14 protein-coding genes are annotated in these 13,761 nt (G+C 61.6%); 9 read left to right on the forward strand and 5 right to left on the reverse strand.

Annotated features, from left to right (window positions below):
* Positions 1 to 18 precede the first annotated feature (18 nt).
* The gene (locus LXM96_RS13080) at positions 19 to 549 is read left to right on the forward strand and encodes a glycosyltransferase family protein (RefSeq protein WP_239998998.1); all 531 of its coding nucleotides are present in this window, start codon (positions 19 to 21) and stop codon (positions 547 to 549) included.
* Here the strand turns inward: LXM96_RS13080 and moaB are convergent.
* From moaB to LXM96_RS13100, 4 genes are all read right to left on the reverse strand, one after another.
* Entirely contained in the window at positions 546 to 1,094 is a 549-nt protein-coding gene (gene moaB, locus LXM96_RS13085; RefSeq protein ID WP_239998999.1) for a molybdenum cofactor biosynthesis protein B, read from the reverse strand. The two genes, LXM96_RS13080 and moaB, sit on opposite strands and share 4 nt — an antisense overlap.
* A complete protein-coding gene (locus LXM96_RS13090; RefSeq protein WP_239999000.1) occupies positions 1,091 to 1,996 on the reverse strand; it encodes a 4-(cytidine 5'-diphospho)-2-C-methyl-D-erythritol kinase in 906 nt (301 codons plus the stop codon). The genes moaB and LXM96_RS13090 overlap by 4 nt, the downstream gene beginning before the upstream one ends.
* Before the next feature lie 5 nt (positions 1,997 to 2,001).
* Positions 2,002 to 3,834, reverse strand: coding sequence for a tetratricopeptide repeat protein (locus LXM96_RS13095; protein WP_239999001.1), 1,833 nt, complete (start codon positions 3,832 to 3,834; stop codon positions 2,002 to 2,004).
* Positions 3,835 to 3,958: 124 nt separating this feature from the next.
* Positions 3,959 to 4,975, reverse strand: a complete 1,017-nt coding sequence (locus LXM96_RS13100) for a polyprenyl synthetase family protein (protein WP_239999002.1) — start codon at positions 4,973 to 4,975, stop codon at positions 3,959 to 3,961.
* Between the two features lie 99 nt (positions 4,976 to 5,074).
* Between LXM96_RS13100 and LXM96_RS13105 the strand changes: the two genes are divergently transcribed.
* The 8 genes from LXM96_RS13105 to glyS all read left to right on the forward strand — a co-directional run bounded on the left by LXM96_RS13105 (position 5,075) and on the right by glyS (position 13,214).
* The gene (locus LXM96_RS13105; protein WP_239999003.1) at positions 5,075 to 5,305 is read left to right on the forward strand and encodes a putative signal transducing protein; all 231 of its coding nucleotides are present in this window, start codon (positions 5,075 to 5,077) and stop codon (positions 5,303 to 5,305) included.
* On the forward strand, positions 5,302 to 6,081 hold the full coding sequence (locus tag LXM96_RS13110) for a tRNA1(Val) (adenine(37)-N6)-methyltransferase (RefSeq protein ID WP_239999004.1): 780 nt from the start codon (positions 5,302 to 5,304) through the stop codon (positions 6,079 to 6,081). Before LXM96_RS13105 ends, LXM96_RS13110 begins: the two co-directional genes overlap by 4 nt.
* 76 nt (positions 6,082 to 6,157) lie before the next feature.
* Entirely contained in the window at positions 6,158 to 7,021 is an 864-nt protein-coding gene (locus tag LXM96_RS13115) for a S49 family peptidase (RefSeq protein ID WP_239999005.1), read from the forward strand.
* A gap of 20 nt (positions 7,022 to 7,041) precedes the next feature.
* Positions 7,042 to 7,233: an NfeD family protein gene (locus LXM96_RS13120; protein ID WP_239999006.1), complete on the forward strand. Its 192-nt coding sequence runs from the start codon at positions 7,042 to 7,044 to the stop codon at positions 7,231 to 7,233.
* A gap of 110 nt (positions 7,234 to 7,343) precedes the next feature.
* Positions 7,344 to 8,279: a glycine--tRNA ligase subunit alpha gene (locus tag LXM96_RS13125; protein WP_239999150.1), complete on the forward strand. Its 936-nt coding sequence runs from the start codon at positions 7,344 to 7,346 to the stop codon at positions 8,277 to 8,279.
* Between the two features lie 71 nt (positions 8,280 to 8,350).
* A complete protein-coding gene (locus LXM96_RS13130; RefSeq protein ID WP_239999007.1) occupies positions 8,351 to 8,902 on the forward strand; it encodes a LemA family protein in 552 nt (183 codons plus the stop codon).
* A gap of 11 nt (positions 8,903 to 8,913) precedes the next feature.
* On the forward strand, positions 8,914 to 10,839 hold the full coding sequence (locus LXM96_RS13135; protein WP_239999008.1) for a DUF2207 domain-containing protein: 1,926 nt from the start codon (positions 8,914 to 8,916) through the stop codon (positions 10,837 to 10,839).
* Between the two features lie 89 nt (positions 10,840 to 10,928).
* Positions 10,929 to 13,214: a glycine--tRNA ligase subunit beta gene (gene glyS / locus LXM96_RS13140; RefSeq protein ID WP_239999009.1), complete on the forward strand. Its 2,286-nt coding sequence runs from the start codon at positions 10,929 to 10,931 to the stop codon at positions 13,212 to 13,214.
* A 55-nt stretch (positions 13,215 to 13,269) separates the two neighbouring features.
* Here the strand turns inward: glyS and LXM96_RS13145 are convergent, their stop codons facing one another.
* The gene (locus LXM96_RS13145; protein ID WP_239999010.1) at positions 13,270 to 13,722 is read right to left on the reverse strand and encodes a plant virulence effector HPE1-like domain-containing protein; all 453 of its coding nucleotides are present in this window, start codon (positions 13,720 to 13,722) and stop codon (positions 13,270 to 13,272) included.
* Positions 13,723 to 13,761: the final 39 nt, after the last annotated feature.

Consider the following 13,761-nt stretch of genomic DNA (forward strand, 5'->3'; position numbering starts at 1 on the left):
ATGCGTTAGATGTGGTTGATGCTGACAGTCTTGATGGAGTGCCACGACCAGGAATCGGAACTGGCCCAGACGTTGATGGTGCTGGTTTCCGCCGCCGTCGAAGGGTTGGTCCGGGATGTCGTAGTTCTGGATAATGGCTCCGCCGACGCCTCGTCGCGCGTCGCTGATGCGGCCGGTTGTAGCTTCTACGCAGACTGGAAAATTGGCGAGGTTCTACAGACAGTGCGAGGCGACTGGGTTCTCCTCCTGGAGGCGGGTGCGCGTCCGCAGGCGGGCTGGGTAGAGGAGGTGGCGGAGTATGTAGCAGTCAACAGGCAGCCTGCCCGTTTTTCCCTTTTGCGCCATCACCGGCGTCCTTTGCTGCAGCGCCTGATCAGCCGCGCCTCGCCACTGGAGCACGGGTTGTTGCTGCCGAAGAACAAGGCGCAGACGCTGGTACAGCAGGGGATGGACCTGAATGCCCTCAGCCGCGCAGCAAGAGCCGTGACGCTCCGCAGCGGAATTATCCCAGCTCGATTTGCAAGGTCTGCCGCCTCGGCCTGTCGCTAGCTGCCGCTTCGTCGCAGGTGCTCGTCGAGCCGCGGCATGATCTGTATGAAATTGCAGGGCATGTGCCGATAGTCGAGCTGCGCCGCCAGGATACCGTCCCAAGCGTCCTTGCAGGCCCCGGGGGAGCCCGGCAGCACGAAGATGAAGGTGGCGTTCAAAACGCCGCCGGTCGCACGGGACTGGATCGTTGAGATGCCGATCTTGTCGTAGGAAATGCGGTGAAAGACCTGCGAGAATCCCTCCATTCGCTTTTCGAACAGCGGTTCCAGGGCCTCTGGCGTCACGTCCCTGCCGGTGAAACCTGTCCCGCCGGTGGTGATCACCACATCGATTTCGGGGTCTAGCGTCCAGGAAAGAACCTGAGCGGCGATCGCTTCCTTATCGTCGGGCGAGATGGCCCGCGCCACTAGCCGATGCCCGGCGCTGGCGATGCGTTCAGCCAACGTCGCGCCGGATTTGTCGTCTGCCAGTGTGCGGGTATCGGATACCGTCAGTACGGCGATGCCCACCGGAACAAAGGGACGATCATTGACAGGAAGGTTCATGCTACGGACCCCGCGATGGTCGTCGTTGCTCGGAAGTACCATTCCGGCTTGAGGGCGTGAAGCCGCTCTGCCGCTTGCTCCGCTTGTGCGAGGGAAGCGAAGATGCCGAAGCACGTGGCGCCTGAGCCGGACATGCGCGTCAAGGAGGCCCCCTGAGAGGCGATCAGGTCGCAAACGTCGCCAATCTCTTTTGCAAGTTCACGCGCCGGTGTCTCGAGATCATTGCGCAACTGGCAAAGCCGGCCGATCCAGTCGCTGTTCCCGATCGTGCGGATCGGCGGGTTCTGCTTGTTGCGGAGCCGGGAGAATACCGCAGGTGTCGAAACGGCAACCAGCGGATTGCCAAGCAGGAGCGCCAGGCTGGGAAGATCAGGCAAAGGCTGTAGTTTCTCGCCGACTCCACCGACAAGTGCCGGTCTACCCGCAAGACACATGGGTACGTCCGCGCCCAGCGAGAGCGCGAGCTCCGCAAGGTCGATACCGGCTTTCTCCAGCCGCCAATAGCGAAGGAGCCCCCGCAAGCTGGCGGCTGCATCAGCGGAACCGCCTCCAATCCCGGAAGCAACCGGCAGGTGTTTTTCGAGATGGATGGCGACGGGCGGTGCCGCCAAACCTTCCGCAGAAAGCTTCTGGCGAAGGCGGTTTCGCGCCTCAACCACCAGGTTGTTGTCAAGATCACCTGCGAGGGCGGCGGAAAAAGGGCCCGATACGCTGAAACGATCTTCTTCCGAGGCAGCGAAGCTCACGCTGTCGCCGATGTTAGCAAAGGTGACCACACTTTCCAGAAGGTGGTATCCGTCCGGCCGCTGCCCCACCACATGAAGGGCAAGATTGATCTTTGCCGGAGCGAACTCGACGATCTCCACCGTCGGATCGTCCTGCAATCCGGGAGACGCCAGCATGCCCGTCAGGATTTGTTGTCAGTCGGCTGTGCCGGGACCGGTGCGGGAGCGACAGGCTCCTTACGACTTCCGTCCGCCGTTGTTGCGGTTGGGTCGAGCGGCGGCAATCCGTTGGCGATCTTCTCCTTGATCTCCTCGCGATTAACGTCTTCTCCTTCCGAGATCAGGGCGCGATTCCACTGGTAGACCGCCTCCAGCTTACGGCCCACGCGCCAATAGGCATCTCCAAGGTGGTCATTGATCGTTGCGTCGCCAGCGCGAAGTTGAACCGCGCGCTCCAGTTCCGACACGGCTTCTTCGAAGCGTCCTAGGCGGAAGTAGGCCCAGCCCAGCGAATCGACGACGTAACCGTCGTCAGGGCGCAGTTCCACTGCGCGGCGGATCATGTCCAATCCCTCTTCCAGGTTCCGATTCATGTCCACCCAGGAATACCCTAGATAGTTCAGCACCTGCGGCTGGTCCGGGTTGAGCTCCAAGGCTTTGCGGAAGTTGGGTTCCGCCTTGTCCCACGCCTTCAGCCGCTCATAAGCGATGCCTCGCTGGAAGAAGATCGTCCAGTCGCCCCGATCGGGGACCGGTCCGATCACCTCCACCGCCTTGTCGTAGTTCGCGGCCATGGCTTCATAATCCTTGGCATCGGAAAGGACGCTGCCATAGGCAAGGTAGCTGCGCAGGTCGGATGGATCGGATGCGATCAGCGCCTTGAGGTGCTCGCGTGCCTCCTCTACCTCTCCGGTTCCCGCGAGGGCGAGCCCAAGCTGCAATTCGGAAATGCGCTGCATCGGGGAATCGTCAGGCACCTTCTGATAGTATCCGATGGCACGCTCCGGCTGCTCCAGCTTTTCGGCGATGCCTCCCAGCAGGATGAGGGTATCGGCGCTGTCTGGATCGAGCGCATGCGATACCTGCAGGTAGAGCGACACCATGTCCTCCGCCCCTTGGCGATTGAGCGCGGCTCCGACGGAGAACAGTACCGCGGCAGCGCCCTCGACGGCGGTCGTGATTTGCTGTTCCGGCTTCTCGCCCCGTTCAATGCTCTCCCTAAGCGCCTTGAGCGGCGCATAGTTGCTGATCATCTCCTCGCCGACGGATATAGCATCAAGAGCCTTCTGCTTGTTCCCGTTTTCAGCTTCAAGCCGTGCAAGTGCCATGACTGCCCGCATGAAGGTGTCTGGCGCCGTGGCCACAGCCTCCTGATTGGTGATGGCAGCTGTTAGATGCTTGCGTGCCGTACCCGCGTCGCCCATTTCAATCGCCATCGCTCCCATGTGGAACTGGGTGAAAACTTTGAACCAGTCGGGCCCCTCCATCTGCTCGATGGTTTCAAGCGCACGTTTACCCTTGCCCGCGCCCACATCCGCCCACGCGCCAATCAGCGTCTGCGTTAGTCGATCAAGATCGTTGGGTCCGCTATAGGCGGCGAGTTCCTTGGCGTCTGCAAATCGTTCGTCCCGAATGGCGTCAAGAGCTCGGACGAGCGTGGTGATCCGCTCTACGGAAACGTCCTCCTTGAGAGCCTCGGCCTCTGCCAGACCCTCCTCAAAATGTCCCGCGAGCAAAAGCGAGATCATCAGCCGTTCGCGTATTTCCAGATTGGCCGGATCGAATTCCAGTGCCTTGCGATAAAGGGTGATCGCGGTCTCGTAATCGGCATCCACATCTGCCGTACGCGCTGCCAGGAAGGCGCCTGCGAAGGATTGCACTTTTGCGGGTTCGAAGGTCACGGCCTCTTCCGCAGGCTTTGCTTCAGGCGTCGCTGCGTTCGACGCGGTCGCAAGCAAGAGAGCCATTGCCAGCGCAGCGCTGGAGAGCAGGAGAGAATTGAGATGTTGCCGCATGAAAAAGGTGCCTTTCGCTAACGTGACGCAGCGGCTGTCGCCAGCACGTCCCGCACCGATTGATTCACCCACAGCATGGCTTTTTTGAAGCCGCGCCGCAAGAAATCTCGATCGAGCGTCTGCCTTAGTTCACGCGCTGAATGGAGAAGTCGATTACTTCCATCAACGCGGCCTTGTGCGACGAGGCGGGCAGCGGTGCTAGGGCGTCACGGGCGATCGTCCCATAGTGGAGGGCGCGTGCAATGGTGTCGTTGAGGGCGTCATACTTCTGGATCAGTTGAAGCGCCTGCTCGAGATTCTGGTCTGAACTTTCGCCGCCTTCGATGGCCTTTCGCCAGAAAGCCTGCTCGTTTGCCGTGCCACGCCGGAAGGCAAGAATAACGGGTAGCGTGATCTTACCCTCGCGAAAGTCATCGCCGACATTCTTGCCCAGGCTGGCTGCGGTCCCGCCATAATCCAGCGCATCATCGACCATCTGGAATGCATATCCAAGGTTCATGCCAAAGGAGCGCAGTGCCGCACGGCTGGACTTGTCTGCCTTGGCTATGATCGGGCCGACTTCGGCTGCGGCGGCAAAGAGTGCCGCCGTCTTGGCGCGGATGACGGACAGGTAGTCGTCCTCGGTTGTCTCCATGTTCTTGGCGACGGAGAGCTGCAGCACTTCGCCTTCGGCAATCACCGCGGCAGCGGTCGACAGGACATCGAGCGCGTCGAGTGAACCGACGTCTACCATCATGCGGAAAGCCTGGCCGAGGAGGAAGTCTCCAACCAGCACACTTGCCTGATTGCCCCAGATCGTACGCGCGGTCGACTTGCCACGCCGCAAATTGCTCTCATCCACCACGTCGTCATGCAGCAGGGTGGCCGTATGCATGAACTCGACACTGGTCGCCAGCTTCACATGGTGGTCGCCGTCGTAACCGAACATGGAAGCTGCCGCGAGCGTCAACATGGGGCGCAGGCGCTTGCCGCCTGAGGAGATCAGGTGGTTGGCCACTTCCGGGATCATCTGCACGTCCGAGCCGGCTTTAGAGAGGATCAACTGGTTGACGCGCTCCATGTCGGCCCTGGTCAGGTCCACGAGAGGCTTGACGGAAGCCGGCTTCTTCTTGCCTTCTTCAAGCGATACGACGACGCCCAAGGATCCGTTCTCCTGTTCAAATGCCGTGACGGTCTATAGAACTGGCCCTATACCGTCCCCGACGCAAATTGCCAAACATTGAAATGTGAAATCAGATCCATGCAGGAAATCATTCGGACCAATGATGCCGTCCTGCTCTCCTTCGCTGAGAGCCTGATGCGGGACGCCGGCATTCACTGCATGATTGCCGACCAGACCATGAGCGTACTGGAGGGGTCGCTAGGCCTTTTACCGCGCCGCCTGCTGGTGGAGGACGATCGGGCGGAGGAGGCGCGCCGCATTTTCAACGATGCCGGACTCGCAAGTGAGCTGCGGGATCGGCGGGCATGAACGAAACGGTGGACGCCTTCCACCGTGGAGGGTTTCATGTTGTTCAGCCGAAGGGCACAGGACACCGTTCCGGCATCGACGCTATGTTGCTCGCCTCGATGGTGAATGCAACGGGTCCGGTCACTGTCGCAGACCTGGGGGCGGGGGCGGGAGCGGCAGGCCTTGCCGTTGCATCCCGCCTTCCGCAGGCAAGGGTGCTGCTGGTGGAGCGGTCTTCCCTTATGGTTGATTACGCGCGTAAGACCCTGGACCTCCCGCACAATGCTCGTTTGGCGGAACGGGTAAAGGTTCTGGAGGCGGACGTTACGCTGACTGGCAAGGCAAGGGTAGCAGCAGGCCTTGCGGACGAGCTTTATGACCATGCCATCATGAACCCCCCGTTCAACGATCCGGGGGACCGATCGACGCCGGATGTGCTGAAAGCCGAGGCGCATGCCATGAGCGAAGGGTTGTTCGAAAGTTGGATAAAGACCGCTGGCGCCATTGTCCGGCCGGGTGGGCAGTTGTCCCTTATCTCTCGGCCTCAGTCCATTGCAGATATCATTGCCGCCTGCGGCAGGCGCTTTGGTGGTCTGGAGATTACAGTGGTCCACCCGCGCCCGGGTGAGGATGCGACGCGACTGCTGGTGACAGCCATCAAGGGGTCGCGTGCCCGACTCGTCTTCCGGGCGCCGCTGTTTCTCCATGGAAAAGAAGGCCACGGCTTCACGGCCGAAGCCGATGACCTCAACAATGGCCGTATGGCTTATGCCCGGCGGACCACCAGGCGGCGCTGAAAAAGCCGGCATTCCCATTGTGTTTGCGGTTGGTGATCATACATCTGGCTTCACAAGCTGTGGAAAAGGATTTGATATGGCCGGTCTGTTGTCGCGAGTGATGCCGAAGCGTTTCCGTAAGGAAGGAACTGCCATTCCGGTGGTCAGGCTGCAGGGCGTCATCATGACCGGCGGCAGCCAGTTCCGCCCGAACCTCAACCTCGCCAACGTCGCTCCCATGCTGGAGAAGGCTTTCTCTAGGAAAGACGCGCCGGCTGTCGCCATCTCGATCAACTCGCCAGGCGGCTCTCCGGTGCAGTCGCGGCTGATCTATCAGCGCATCCGCGCGCTGGCTGAGGAAAAGAACAAGAAGGTCCTCGTTTTCGTCGAGGACGTCGCGGCTTCCGGCGGATACATGATCGCGCTTGCTGGCGACGAGATCTTCGCAGACCCGACCTCGGTCGTAGGGTCGATCGGAGTGGTGTCCGGCGGCTTTGGTTTCCCTGAGCTGCTGCGCAAGATCGGCGTGGAGCGCCGGGTCTATACGGCGGGCGAAAACAAGGTGATCCTCGATCCGTTCCAGCCCGAGAAGGAAGGGGATGTCGAGTATCTCAAGACACTGCAACTGGAGATCCACAAGGTCTTCATCGACATGGTCAAGGACCGTCGGGGCAGCCGCTTAACGGATGATGCGACAATATTCTCCGGATTGTTCTGGACCGGGACGCGAAGCCTCGACCTGGGGCTGATCGACGGGATCGGCGAGATGCGCGAGACGCTGAAGCGCCGCTACGGCCCGAAAACACGCCTGGAGCTGGTCGGCGGCGCCCGCAACATCTTCGGCCGGCGTCTCCCTGGTGTGGTGCGCGGCAGTGCCGCAGGAGATATCGGTGCCGGAGCCGTAGCGGGCCTTGCCGAGACGCTGGAGGAGAAGGCATTGTGGGGTCGCTACGGAATGTAGGGTAAGGGGGAGGCGGGCCCATGGTACAATTGATCGTCTTCATACTGATCGTCGGCGGAGGTTGGCTCCTCTACAAGCGGTTCGTCGCCGATGCGGAGAAGCTCACCTCGCGTTCCCGGGAACGTCGAAAGGAACAGGAAACGGGTGCGTCGGGTACGCTCGTGAAAGATCCCGAGACGGGAGAGTATCGCGTCAAACGCGACGACGAGTGATGCCGGCTGCTCGCGCGGCATAAATCCTTGACCCCTGCGGCTCTGCGTGGCACTCGTCCGCATCATTTGTAGAGATGCCGGCTGTATTCATGACCGATCTTCCCGACCACATGTCCCCGACCCGCTCCTTCCAGGGGCTGATCCTCGCGCTGCACAACTACTGGGCCGACAAGGGCTGCGCCGTACTGCAGCCCTACGACATGGAGGTTGGTGCCGGCACCTTCCATCCCGCGACCACACTTAGAGCGCTTGGGCCGAAACCCTGGAAGTCCGCCTACGTCCAGCCATCGCGGCGTCCCTCGGATGGCCGCTACGGCGAGAACCCCAACCGGCTTCAGCACTATTACCAGTATCAGGTCATCCTGAAGCCAAACCCGTCCAACTTGCAGGAGCTCTACCTGGGCTCGCTGAAGGCGATCGGACTGGACCCGCTGCTGCACGACGTGCGCTTCGTCGAGGACGATTGGGAAAGCCCGACGCTGGGCGCCTGGGGCCTGGGCTGGGAATGCTGGTGCGATGGCATGGAGGTGTCGCAGTTCACCTACTTCCAGCAGGTCTGCGGGATCGAGTGCTCGCCTGTTGCGGGCGAACTGACCTACGGCCTCGAACGCCTCGCCATGTACGTCCAGGGCGTCGACAATGTCTACGACCTGAACTTCAACGGCCGCGAAGGCGAGGAGAAGATCTCCTACGGCGACGTTTTCCTCCAGGCGGAGCAGGAGTACTCGCGGCACAATTTCGAATATGCCGATACGGCCATGCTGCACCGTCACTTCATCGACGCCGAGAAGGAATGCCAGGCGCTGCTCGCTGCCGGAGCTCCCGGTGCGAATGCGAACCAGATGCTGCACAAATGCGTCTTTCCTGCCTACGACCAGTGCATCAAGGCAAGCCACGTCTTCAACCTGCTGGATGCCCGCGGCGTCATTTCCGTGACCGAACGCCAGAGCTATATCCTGCGCGTCCGCACCCTCGCCAAGGCCTGCGGCGAAGCCTTCCTGCTGACCGAAGCCGGCGGCGCACAAACGGGCCGAGAGGCAGCCTGACACCAGCGTTTGACGCTATTAGAAAAGCTTTCTAGTGTCCGCCCGAGCTTACTGTCTCGGGGGACACTTGGATGTATATCCTGCTTGCCATCGTCGTACTCGTCGTTCTGTACGGCATCTTTCTCTACAATAGTCTCGTCAAGTCGCGGCAGATGGCGGAAGAGGCCTGGTCGGGCATCGACGTCCAGCTCAAGCGTCGCGCCGACCTGATCCCCAACCTGATAGAGACGGTGAAGGGCTATGCGGCCCATGAGAAATCCACCTTCGAGGAGGTCGTGGAACTGCGCAACCGCGCCCAGACGGTTCCTGCGGGTGATGTAGCGGCGCGCGCCCAGGCGGAAGGCCTGCTGTCGCAGGCGCTCGGCAAGCTCTTCGCGCTTGCCGAGGCCTATCCCGACCTCAAGGCGAACCAGAACTTCCTGGAATTGCAGAACTCGCTGGAAACGATTGAACACGAGATCCAGATGTCGCGCCGCTACTACAATGGCGCCGCCCGTGACCTGAACGTGAAGGTAGAGAGCGTCCCCTCCAACATCATTGCAAACCAGTTCGGCTTCTCCAAGCGGGAGTATTTCGAAATAGAAGACCCCGCCGATCGCGCCGTGCCCGCCGTCAAGTTCTGAGGCGACAGGTCATGCTGCGCCTGCTCCTGCCGGTCCTCATCTGGTTCGCGACGACCTTGTCGGCAGGCGCGGTGGAGTTCATCCGCTCCTACCATTCCGACATCCAGGTTGCCGCAGATGGTGGGCTGACGGTTTCCGAGACCATCACGGTGAATGCCGAGGGCGATGACATTCGACGCGGTATATTCCGCGACTTTCCGCTGACCATGGAGGATGACGAGGGACGGACGCTCCGGGTTGGCTTCGACGTCATCTCCGTCACACGCGATGGAGAGCCGGAAGACTGGCATACGGAATCCATGTCCGGCGGCGTCCGTATCTATACCGGTTCGCAGGACGTCTTCCTTGACCACGGCGAATATACCTATGTCATCACCTACCGCACCGACCGCCAGATCCGCTATTTCGGCGATCACGACGAGCTCTACTGGAACGTCACCGGCAATGGCTGGATTTTCCGCATCGATCAGGCTTCGGCGCGTGTCACGCTTCCGGACGACGCAGCGGTGACGGAAACCGTTGCTTATACCGGGCCCTTGGGTGCCGCCGACACGGACGCCAACATGCGGGTGAGCGGCAACACCGCCGTCTTCTCGACCACCAAACCGCTCGCGCCGAATGAGGGCCTCACGATCGTCGTCGGGATGCCGAAGGGCGTGATTGCACCGCCTTCGGCCGCCGACCAGCGAAGCTGGTGGCTGCGCGACAACATCAACGCCATCCTCGGCTTCGGCGGCCTGGCGCTCGTTGCGCTCTACTACGCGCGCAACTGGACGCGGGTGGGGCGAGACCCGGCTGGTGGTGTCATAGTGCCTCGCTGGGATCCTCCAGAGGGTCTTTCTCCTGCGCTCGTCAACTACGTGGACAACCAGGGCTTTTCCGGGGGCGGCTGGACGGCACTCTCTGCCAGCGCCATCGATCTCGCCGTCAAGGGCTATGTGACGCTTGAGGACCTGAAGAATTCCATCACGATCCGGCGGACCGATAAGACGACGCAGGGGCCTCTGCCTGCGGGGCAGGCAGCGCTGTTGAAGGATATCGGCGCCGCTGGAGAGCAGCTGATCATCGACAAGGCGAATGGCACCAAGGTTCAGACAGTCGGGACGAATTTTCGCCGCGCCATCGAGAAGGAGCATCGTGGCAAGTATTACCGCGCCAACACCGGCTACGTCATGGGTGGCATCGCGCTCAGCGTGGCGGCCCTAGTTCTCCTGTTCCTGTTCGGCGACATCGAGCCCGACCTGATCTTCGTCTTCATGGTCCCGGTGTTCTTTGCCGCCTTCTTCGGTGGCTTCGCGGTCAGCCTCGGCAAGAACCTCAGGCGCCGCAGTTCCCTTTTCTCCAAGATCATCGCTGTCGTGATCCTCGGCTTCATCGGTCTCGTTGCGATTTCTGCCATTTCGACCGTCCTTGTCGTGACACTCGCTGATCTGTCAGGCAGCGGCCACTGGCCGCTTCTGGTGTCCGTCGGCGGCATCGTGCTGATCAACGTTATCTTCTTCTTTCTGATGGGCGCGCCGACGCCGCTTGGCCGCCGATTGATGGACGGAATCGAGGGACTGCGCACCTATCTCACGCTCGCGGAAAAGGATCGGATGAACATGGCCGGCGCCCCTGAGATGTCGCCGCAGCATTTCGAGACGCTTCTGCCCTATGCCGTAGCGCTCGGCGTAGAAAAGCCATGGAGCCGCGCCTTCGAGACGTGGCTGGCAACGGCCGCCGCAGGGGCGGCAGCCGCATCCTATTCGCCCGCCTGGTATGAAGGCCAGGGCATGGGCCATTTCGGAGATCGCATCGGCGGCTTCTCGTCGTCTATGGCCTCGACGATCGCCTCCACCATCCCCGCGCCGAAATCGAGTTCCTCGTCCTCGGGCTTCTCCTCCGGCGGTGGCTTTTCTGGCGGCGGCGGCGGTGGTGGTGGCGGCGGCGGCTGGTAGTTCCGCCCGTTTTGCTCAAGACCAATGATGACATTTTGCGGCGGGCTTGCTAAGTCCGCCCGACCGTTTCAAGCGTAAAGACAATCATCATGCCCGATCTGCTTCTTGAACTCCGTTCCGAGGAAATCCCGGCCCGCATGCAGCGCAAGGCGGCGGGCGACCTGAAGAAACTGGTGACCGATGCGCTGGTCGAGGCAGGGCTGACCTATGAGGGTGCGCGAGAGTACTGGACGCCGCGCCGGCTGGCGCTCGACATTCGCGGCCTGACGGCGCGTTCGGCGGATCAGCGCGAGGAGGTCAAGGGTCCCTCCACCAAGGCGCCGGAACAGGCGGTGCAGGGTTTTCTGCGCAAGGCGGGCCTTTCGTCAGTCTCCGAGGCGCAAGTGGTCAGCGATCCGAAGAAAGGTGACTTCTACGTCGCGGTCCTTTCGAAACCCGGCCGCGCCGCCGAAGAGATCATCGCCGATGTGATGCCCGGCATCATCCGCAATTTCCCCTGGCCGAAGTCCATGCGCTGGGGAGCGGCCTCCATGCCGAAGGGCGCTCGCTTCGGCGGCGTCGAGGGCAAGGGATCGGAAAGCCTGCGCTGGGTGCGTCCGCTGCAGTCGATCGTCTGCGTCTTTGGTCCGGAGCACGATGAAACGCAGGTCATCCCCTTCGAGATCGACGGGCTGGTGGCTGGCAATGTCAGCTACGGCCACCGCTTCCATGCGCCGGACGCCATTACTGTGCGCCGCTTTGACGATTACGTGACGAGCCTGGAAAAGGCGAAGGTCATGCTTGACCCGGAGCGCCGCAAGGACGTGATCCTCCACGATGCGCGCGATCTGGCATTTGCCAACGGTCTTGAGCTGGTCGAGGACGAGGGCCTGCTGGAAGAAGTCGCCGGCCTCGTCGAATGGCCGCATGTGCTGATGGGCGAGTTCGAGCAGGACTATCTCGAGATCCCGTCGGAGATCATCCGGCTGACGATCAAGACCAACCAGAAGTGCTTCGTCACCCGCCCGCAAGGCGGGGAAGGCATTTCCAACCGCTTCATCCTCGTTTCCAACATCGAGGCCAAGGACGGCGGCAAGGAGATCATCCACGGCAACGGCAAGGTCGTGCGCGCACGTCTTTCGGATGCCAAGCATTTTTGGAGACGCGACCAGGGCGACCTGCCGGATCTTCAGGATCTCAAGCCTTCGGCAGAAACATTCGGGCTCAACCTGAAGAAGCCGCTCGACCAGCGCATGGCGAAGCTCGACGCGCTGAACGTCACTTTTCATGCCAAGCTTGGAACGCAGGGTCAGCGCGTCGCCCGCATCAGGTCGCTGGCGGAAAAGCTGGCCGAAACTGTCGGCGCAGACGCAAAGCTGGTCGATCGGGCGGTCGTGCTCGCCAAGGCCGACCTGCGCACAGAAGCGGTTGGAGAGTTTCCCGAATTGCAGGGCCTGATGGGACGCCGCTACGCGGCACTTCAGGGCGAGGATGCTTCGGTCGCTGCCGCCATCGAGGATCACTACAAGCCGCAGGGCCCATCCGACCGCGTGCCGGACGACAAGGTGTCGATCAGCGTCGCACTGGCCGACAAGCTTGATACGCTCGCCGGCTTCTGGGCAATCGACGAGAAGCCGACGGGCTCCAAGGACCCTTACGCGCTTCGCCGGGCAGCTCTTGGCGTCGTCCGCATCCTGCTGGAGCGCAACGTGCGGCTTAATCTACTGACGGTGTTGCAGGCGGCAATGCCGGGCGAGGCAGGGGTTCCAACTGTTTCCCCAGTGAGCGGTGAAGGATCAGAGACGGCGCAAGCTCTGGCGGACAACAGCTACATCAACGAGACCTTCCCGGTTGTCGACCCGTCTGCCGGGACAGTGACCGATCTGCTCTCCTTCTTCCACGACCGCCTGAAGGTCTATCTTCGCGACCAGGGCGCCCGCCACGACATCATCGATTCAGTGCTGACACCGGACGCTGACGACCTCTTGATGGTGGCCCGCCGCGCCGAGGCGCTGACCGCCTTCATCACATCGGAAGAGGGACGGAACCTGCTTGCCGGCACCAAACGCGCGGTACAGTTGCTGGCTGCGGAAGAAAAGAAAGGCACGGTCGTCGCCGACGGCGTTTCGGAGGAACTGCTGAAGCTCGACGCCGAGAAGGCCCTTTGGTCCGCCATCAGGGAGGCCTCTGGTGAGGCATCCGAGGCAATAGCCAGGGAAGATTTCCGCTCGGCCATGGAAGCTCTTTCAAAGTTGCGGGCGCCGGTGGACCGCTTCTTCGAGGATGTGCTCGTCAACGACGATGATGCGGCAATCCGCGCCAATCGTCTTGCACTGCTGAAGGCGGTCCGCGAGGCGACCGGAACAGTGGCAGACTTCTCCAGGATCGCCGGCTGAGGATGTCAGGCGCACACGATCACGAGTTTCGTCAGCTCCGGCGGGCTGATGCTGATTAGTCGAGGCGCAACTGCATAGTCGCAAAATTCAGCGCCTGCCCTTGCTGATCTTCTGCAGCGCCCGAGGCCAGAATACCGGCTTTCACCGCACCGACCACGGCCTGTCTGTCGATGCCGTCCGGCGCGGTTCTGGCAAGAATTGAGCTGTTGGCGAATGCCCAGTCGTGGGCCTTGCTCACATAGACCACTGGCGATCCACCGAGCCAGGCTTCAGTGCGCAGGACTTTTTTCTCGCCGCCGATCTCGACCACTTCGGTCTTCTGCGCGCCCGGCTCAAGGACGGGGACCTTGTATCCGGACGCTTCGTCCTTCGGCTTCAAGGGAGGGCAGTCGCTACAACTCTTCACCACGACGCTGCCATTGCCGCCGTGGCTGATAACCGGCGTGATCGATGATGCCATCGCTGGGCCTGTTGCCAGGATCAGGGCGCTCGTCAGCAGAAAACGCATGGCTCGACTCCTCTAAACATTGAAGAGGTATAGCGCCGG

The sequence above is a fragment of the Rhizobium halophilum genome (assembly GCF_021648825.1).
Classification (GTDB): Bacteria; Pseudomonadota; Alphaproteobacteria; order Rhizobiales; family Rhizobiaceae; genus Neorhizobium; species Neorhizobium halophilum.